This window comes from Massilia jejuensis (assembly GCF_042656795.1).
Lineage (GTDB): Bacteria > Pseudomonadota > Gammaproteobacteria > Burkholderiales > Burkholderiaceae_D > Telluria > Telluria jejuensis.
This window is the reverse complement of sequence record NZ_JBHSMS010000081.1, coordinates 24621-30680: the sequence shown is the minus strand read 5'-3', so window position 1 is coordinate 30680 and position 6060 is coordinate 24621. Positions and strand designations below refer to the sequence as shown.

Annotated in this window: 4 protein-coding genes and 1 pseudogene; 1 reads left to right on the top strand and 4 read right to left on the bottom strand. The window is 64.3% G+C overall.

The features are described from left to right. A pseudogene (locus ACFPOU_RS23100) lies at positions 1-318 on the top strand (IS4 family transposase); the annotation flags it as partial. Positions 319-368: 50 nt separating this feature from the next. On the opposite strand, the gene ACFPOU_RS23095 reads toward ACFPOU_RS23100, so the two are convergent. The 4 genes from ACFPOU_RS23095 to ACFPOU_RS23080 all read right to left on the bottom strand — a co-directional run bounded on the left by ACFPOU_RS23095 (position 369) and on the right by ACFPOU_RS23080 (position 5971). Next, entirely contained in the window at positions 369-794 is a 426-nt protein-coding gene (locus tag ACFPOU_RS23095) for a gamma-butyrobetaine hydroxylase family protein (protein ID WP_379727248.1), read from the bottom strand. A 12-nt stretch (positions 795-806) separates the two neighbouring features. Continuing rightward, entirely contained in the window at positions 807-1250 is a 444-nt protein-coding gene (locus ACFPOU_RS23090; RefSeq protein ID WP_379727245.1) for an HIT family protein, read from the bottom strand. Further along, positions 1247-5257 carry a DUF3683 domain-containing protein gene (locus tag ACFPOU_RS23085; protein ID WP_379727242.1) on the bottom strand — a complete coding sequence of 1337 codons (4011 nt, stop codon included), beginning with the start codon at positions 5255-5257 and terminating at the stop codon, positions 1247-1249. The genes ACFPOU_RS23090 and ACFPOU_RS23085 overlap by 4 nt, the downstream gene beginning before the upstream one ends. A 210-nt stretch (positions 5258-5467) precedes the next feature. Further along, on the bottom strand, positions 5468-5971 hold the full coding sequence (locus ACFPOU_RS23080; protein ID WP_379727239.1) for a YqaA family protein: 504 nt from the start codon (positions 5969-5971) through the stop codon (positions 5468-5470). Positions 5972-6060: the final 89 nt, after the last annotated feature.

Below are 6060 nucleotides of genomic sequence, written 5' to 3'. Positions count from 1 at the left end.
GAAGGCGTCTACCAGGAAATCTGGGGTGCGCTGACCGCTTACAACTTGATCCGGCTGGAGATGGCCAAGGCCGCACTCAAAGTCAAATGCGAACCGACCGAGATCAGTTTCATCCGCGCCTTCCACGTCATCCAGTACGAGCTCCATTGGGCAGCGGTGACCCGGGCATACGGCAAACTGCCAGCCTTGATGCAACGTCTTCGAGGGCGTCTGGTCATGCTCCTGAATGAAGAACGACCCGGTCGAAAAATCGACCGGGTCGTCAAGGCCTTACCTCAGCGTTATACCGTACGTGTCCTCAAGAGAGACCTTGATTGAACGGCATTAGCCTCTCGAAGGCGCTTTTTTATTGGCTGGCCGGAGGCAACTTAATGGCCGTGGCCGCTACCACAGACGCCGCCGCGCACCAGGGCGCCGGGCAGCACCGTGCCCGTCTGGCGCCCGCTGTCGCCCTCGAAACCAGCTGCATGCAGGCGGTTCAGGTAATCCTGCCAGAGCGCGTCCTGCTCGCTGCCGAGCTTGTAGAGATAATCCCAGGTAAATATCCCGCTGTCGTGGCCGTCCGTAAACACCGGTTTCACGGCGTAATTTCCGACCGGCTCGACACCCTGGATGCCGACCTCGCGTTTGCCCACTTGCAGGGTTTCCTGGCCGGGGCCGTGGCCTTTCACTTCGGCCGACGGCGAGTACACGCGCAGCAGTTCGAAAGGAATCGAGAAGGCGCTCCCGTCATCGAAAGCGATGTCGAGCAGGCGGGACTTTTGGTGGACGGTCAGTTCGGTTGGAATTGGCATGGCTGGTCTTGGTCAATGGTTCATGCGGCGCGCGATGGCGTCGGCAAGTTGCGGCAACAGGGCGCGGCGGGCCTCGAGCACGCCGGCCTGCGTCTGGCGCACGGCGGCGGCCCAGACAGGCGCCGGGAAGTGCGCGTCATCAGTGTAGCGCGGGATGACGTGCCAGTGCAGGTGCGGTACGACGTTGCCCAGGCTGGCGACGTTGATCTTATCGGGCATCAGCGTTTCGCGCACCGCCTGTTCCACCTGGCACACCGCTTCGTTGAGCAGCAGGCGGTCGTCGCGCGCGAGGTCGCTCATCTCGCGCACATGGTCGCGCCAGATGACGCGGCAAAAGCCGGGATAATTCGGTTCGTCGGCGAAGATGACCGAAAACTTTTCGTTCGCGTGCACCGTCGAGGCGGCGAACTGGCACAGCTCGCACCCCTGGACAGTGCAGCCGGACGTCCGGCTCATACGAGCACCCGCTCGATGCCGCCGTTGTTGGCGCGGGCCACGTAGTCCGGCAGCCAGTTCTCGCCCAGCAGGTGCTTCGCGATCTCGACCACGATGTAATCGGCCGAGGTATTGGCGTCGCCGTCGTAGCGCGACAATCCCTGCAGGCAGGACGGGCAACTGGTGAGCACCTTGACCGCGCCCTGGAAGCCGTCCTCGCGCAGTTTCGCGGCACCCTTCTCGACTTCGCTCTCCTTGCGGTAGCGGACCTGGGTCGCGATGTCCGGACGCGACACGGCGAAGGTGCCCGACTCGCCGCAGCAGCGGTCGTTCTTCTCGATCTTGACGTTGTCGACCGTCGAGACCAGCGCGTTCACGGTCTTGATCGAATCCTGCATCTTCATCGGCGTGTGGCAAGGATCGTGGTACATGTAGCGCGTGCCTTCCACGCCTTCGAGCTTGACGCCCTTCTCGAGCAGGTATTCGTGGATGTCCATGATGCGGCAACCCGGGAAGATCTTGTCGAACTCGTAGGTCGAGAGCTGGTCGTAGCAGGTGCCGCACGACACCAGGACCGTCTTGATGTCGAGGTAGTTCAGCGTGTTGGCCATGCGGTGGAACAGCACCCGGTTATCCGTCATCATCTTGTCGGCCTTGTCGTACTGGCCGGCGCCGCGTTGCGGATAGCCGCAGCACAGGTAGCCCGGCGGCAGCACGGTCTGCACGCCCACTTCCCACAGCATGGCCTGCGTGGCGAGGCCCACCTGCGAGAACAGGCGCTCGGAACCGCAGCCGGGGAAATAGAACACCGCTTCGCTGTCGGCGTTGGTCGCCTTCGGATTACGGATGATCGGGATGACCTTGTCGTCCTCGATGTCGAGCAGCGCGCGCGCCGTCTTCTTCGGCAAATTCCCCGGCATCTTCTTGTTGATGAAGTGGATCACCTGCTCGCGCACCGGCGCCTTGCCCGTGGTCGGCGGCGGCGCGGCGGTCTGCTCCTTCGCGAATTTGCGCAGCAGCTGGTTGCCCAGGCGCTGGGCCTTGAAGCCGACGCCGACCATCGCCTTGCGCGTGGCGTTGATCGTTGTCGGATCGGTCGCGTTCAGGAAGAACATGGCCGCGCGGTTGCCCGGCTTGAAGCTGCGCTTGTCCATCTTGCGCAGCAGGTTACGCATGTTCATCGAAACGTCGCCGAAATCGATGTCCACCGGGCAGGGCGTGACGCACTTGTGGCACACGGTGCAGTGGTCCGACACGTCCTCGAACTCTTCCCAGTGGCGGATCGAGACGCCGCGCCGGGTCTGCTCCTCGTACAGGAAGGCTTCGATCAGGGCCGACGTCGCCAGGATCTTGTCGCGCGGCGAGTACAGCAGGTTCGACTGCGGCACGTGCGTCGTGCAGACCGGCTTGCACTTACCGCAGCGCAGGCAGTCCTTGATGCTGTTGGCGATCTCGCCGATGTCGCTCTGCTGCATGATCAGCGACTCGTGGCCCATCAGGCCGAACGAGGGCGTGTAGGCGTTGCGCAGGTCGGCATGGGCGTCTTCCAGGTTCAGGAGCTTGCCCTTGTTGAAGCGCCCTTCCGGATCGACCCGCAGCTTGTAGTCGCGGAATTCCTGGATTTCCTCGTCCTTCAGGAATTCGAGCTTCGTGATGCCGATGCCGTGCTCCCCCGAGATCACGCCGTCGAGCGAACGCGCCAGCTTCATGATGCGCTCGACCGCCCGGTGCGCATCCTGCAGCATCGCATAGTCGTCCGAGTTCACCGGCAGGTTCGTGTGCACGTTGCCGTCGCCGGCGTGCATGTGCAGGGCCACGAACACGCGCGAGCGCAAGACGCGCTTGTGGATCGCGGTCGTCTCGTCGAGGATGCACTTGTAGGCCGCGCCGTTGAAGATCTGGCGCAGCGGCGCGCGCAGCTCCTGTTTCCAGGAGATGCGCAGCAGGTGGTCCTGGACGACGTCGAACAGGGTGGCATCGGGCGCGTTGCCGATGCGCAGATCGAAGGCGCTCGACAAGTGGCCCAGGCCCAGCGCATCGAGTTCGTGGTGGACGTCGACCAGCTTGCGGTCCAGGTTTGCCAGCACGTAGGTCCAGCGCGCCTGCACGGCGTCGACCAGGGCCACGGCCTGCTCCGGGCGGTCGCCCATGATCTCTTCGCGCGCCACGGCCTCGTTGCCGGCGTCGTCGTTTTTCTCGAGCGGCAGGTGGCCGCCTGCCAGGTAGGTGCGCAGTTCCGCGGCCAGCTGGAGCTTATTCTTGATCGACAGCTCGATGTTGATGCGCTCGATGCCGTCGGTGTACTCGCCCATCCGGTTCAGCGGGATGACGACGTCCTCGTTGATCTTGAAGGCGTTGGTGTGGCGCGCGATGGCCGCGGTGCGGGCGCGATCGAGCCAGAATTTCTTGCGCGCTTCGGCGCTGACGGCGACAAAACCTTCGCCCACGCGGGTGTTCGCGATGCGCACCACTTCCGAGGCGGCGATGGCCACGGCGTTCTCGTCGTCGCCGACGATGTCGCCGAACAGCGCCATCTTCGGCAGCGTGCCGCGCTTGGACTTGGTGGCGTAGCCGACCGCGCGCAGGTAGCGCTCATCGAGGTGTTCCAGGCCCGCCAGGCGCAGGCTCTCGAATTCCGGCTTGCCGCTTTTCGGCAGGCCGTCCAGGTAATCCTTGATCTCGACGATCGACGGGATCGCGTCGCGCGCCTGGCCGAAGAATTCCAGCGCCACGGTGCGCGTAAACTTCGGCATCTTGTGCAGGATCCAGCGGCCGGACGTGATCAGGCCGTCGGTGCCCTCTTTCTGGATGCCCGGCAGGCCGGACAGGAATTTGTCGGTGACGTCCTTGCCCAAGCCCTCCTTGCGGAACTTGCGGCCCTCGATGGTGAGCGTCTCGGTGCGGAACGGCGCGCCCCGGGGCGCGCCCTTGGTCGCCGGATGGGTCCATTCGAGCTTGAAGACGGCGGTGGGCGCGTCGTGGATCTTGCCCAGGTTGTGGTCCAGGCGCGTGACTTCGAGCCAGTCGCCGTTCGGATCGACCATGCGCCACGAGGCCAGGTTGTCGAGCGCCGTGCCCCACAAGACGGCCTTCTTGCCGCCGGCGTTCATGGCGATGTTGCCGCCGATGCAGGAGGCATGCGCCGAGGTCGGATCGACCGCGAACACGAAGCCGGCCTTTTCGGCCGCCTGCGAGACGCGCTGGGTGACGACGCCGGCACCGGTGTGGATGGTCGCGTAGTCGCGGTCCAGGCCCGGCAGGCGCGTCATCTCGACTTCGCCCAGGCCGATCAGCTTTTCGGTATTGATGACGGCCGACATGGCCGTGAGCGGGATGGCGCCGCCCGTGTAGCCGGTGCCGCCGCCGCGCGGGATGATGGTCAGCCCGAGTTCGATGCAGCCTTTCACCAGGCCGGCCATCTCTTCTTCGCTGTCGGGCACCAACACCAGGAACGGGTATTCGACGCGCCAGTCGGTGGCGTCGGTCACGTGCGAGACACGGTGCATGCCGTCGAAGCGGATGTTGCGCTTGTCGGTATAGGCGCCCAGCACGGCGCGCGCCTTCTTGCGCAGGTCGTACATCTCGCGGAACTCGCGGCCGAAGTCGTCGACGGCCTTGGTTGCCGCGGCCAGCAACTGCTCGACCGCGCTGCTGCGCGCGGCGCCGGTGGCGGCGTCGGCGCCGTCGGTCACGTCCACCGTCAGGCGGCGCTTGTCGACTTCGGCCAGGCGGTGATGCAGCGCGTCGATCAGTTTCTGGCGCCGCTTCGGGTTGTCGAGCATGTCGTCCTGCAGGTACGGGTTGCGCCGTACTACCCAGATGTCGCCCAGCACCTCGTACAGCATGCGCGCGGAACGCCCCGTCTGGCGGGCGCCGCGCAGCTGGTCGAGCAGCTGCCAGGACGCTTCGCCGAGCAGGCGGATCACGATCTCGCGGTCCGAGAACGAGGTGTAGTTGTAGGGAATTTCGCGCAGGCGCGCCGGAGCGCTATCGGCGAGCAGGGTCTGGATGTGTACTGGGGCGTTCATGGATGATCGACGTGTGGACTGGCCCGAAGGACAACCATTCTAGCTTATTGCGTCGCACAACGCTGGGCCAGGCGAATTACCCGAACGCTTGCTGAGCAACAAAATTTGCAACCGGGGCTATCCATGCAAATTACGTTTGCAAGAACGGCACCCAAGGCACAGAAAATCTGCCCTCGCGTGAACCCATCCAAATCGAATGATTTACCGGACTCAGCCGGTAAAGCGCGTGATCGTCTCGCCCAGGTTGCGCCAGAAGTCGTCCGGCACGTACAGCAGCACCAGCGTCATCGTCAGGTAGCGTGCGAATTTCCCGATCATCATGTACATCACGCTCGGCCAGAACGGCAAATGCAGCCAGCCGGCCAGCGTGCACAGCGGGTCGCCGATGCCCGGCAGCCAGGACAGCAGCATGGTCTTGGCGCCGTACTTGGCCAGCCAGCCGAACCAGCGGCTCTGGCGCTCCCGGGCGAAGGCGATCTTGGCACGGTAGCCGAGCAGGTAGTCGACCGCGCCGCCAAGCGTGTTGCCGATGGTGGCGACGATGATCGCAGGCCAGAACATCGCCGGGTTGGCCTTGATGACGGCGAACACGGCCGGCTCGGAGCCGAGCGGGACCAGGGTGGCGGAGACGAATGCGATAACGAAGACCGACGTAAGCCCGACTGTGGGTGCGGCAAGGACCTTGAGCAGCCAGAGGACAGCGGTTTCGATCATCGGTGATTTCGGTCATGTGGGGGCGTCCATTATAATGAGGAAAACACATCGCCCCGACACGATACGACGAGCTTGCTACCCAGGCTCTT

Excerpts from the sequence above, each read along its gene's own strand:
- ACFPOU_RS23095 (WP_379727248.1), bottom strand. The coding sequence starts at position 794 with ATGCCAATTCCAACCGAACTGACCGTCCACCAAAAGTCCCGCCTGCTC.
- ACFPOU_RS23090 (WP_379727245.1), bottom strand. The coding sequence starts at position 1,250 with ATGAGCCGGACGTCCGGCTGCACTGTCCAGGGGTGCGAGCTGTGCCAG.
- ACFPOU_RS23085 (WP_379727242.1), bottom strand. The coding sequence starts at position 5,257 with ATGAACGCCCCAGTACACATCCAGACCCTGCTCGCCGATAGCGCTCCG.
- ACFPOU_RS23080 (WP_379727239.1), bottom strand. The coding sequence starts at position 5,971 with ATGATCGAAACCGCTGTCCTCTGGCTGCTCAAGGTCCTTGCCGCACCC.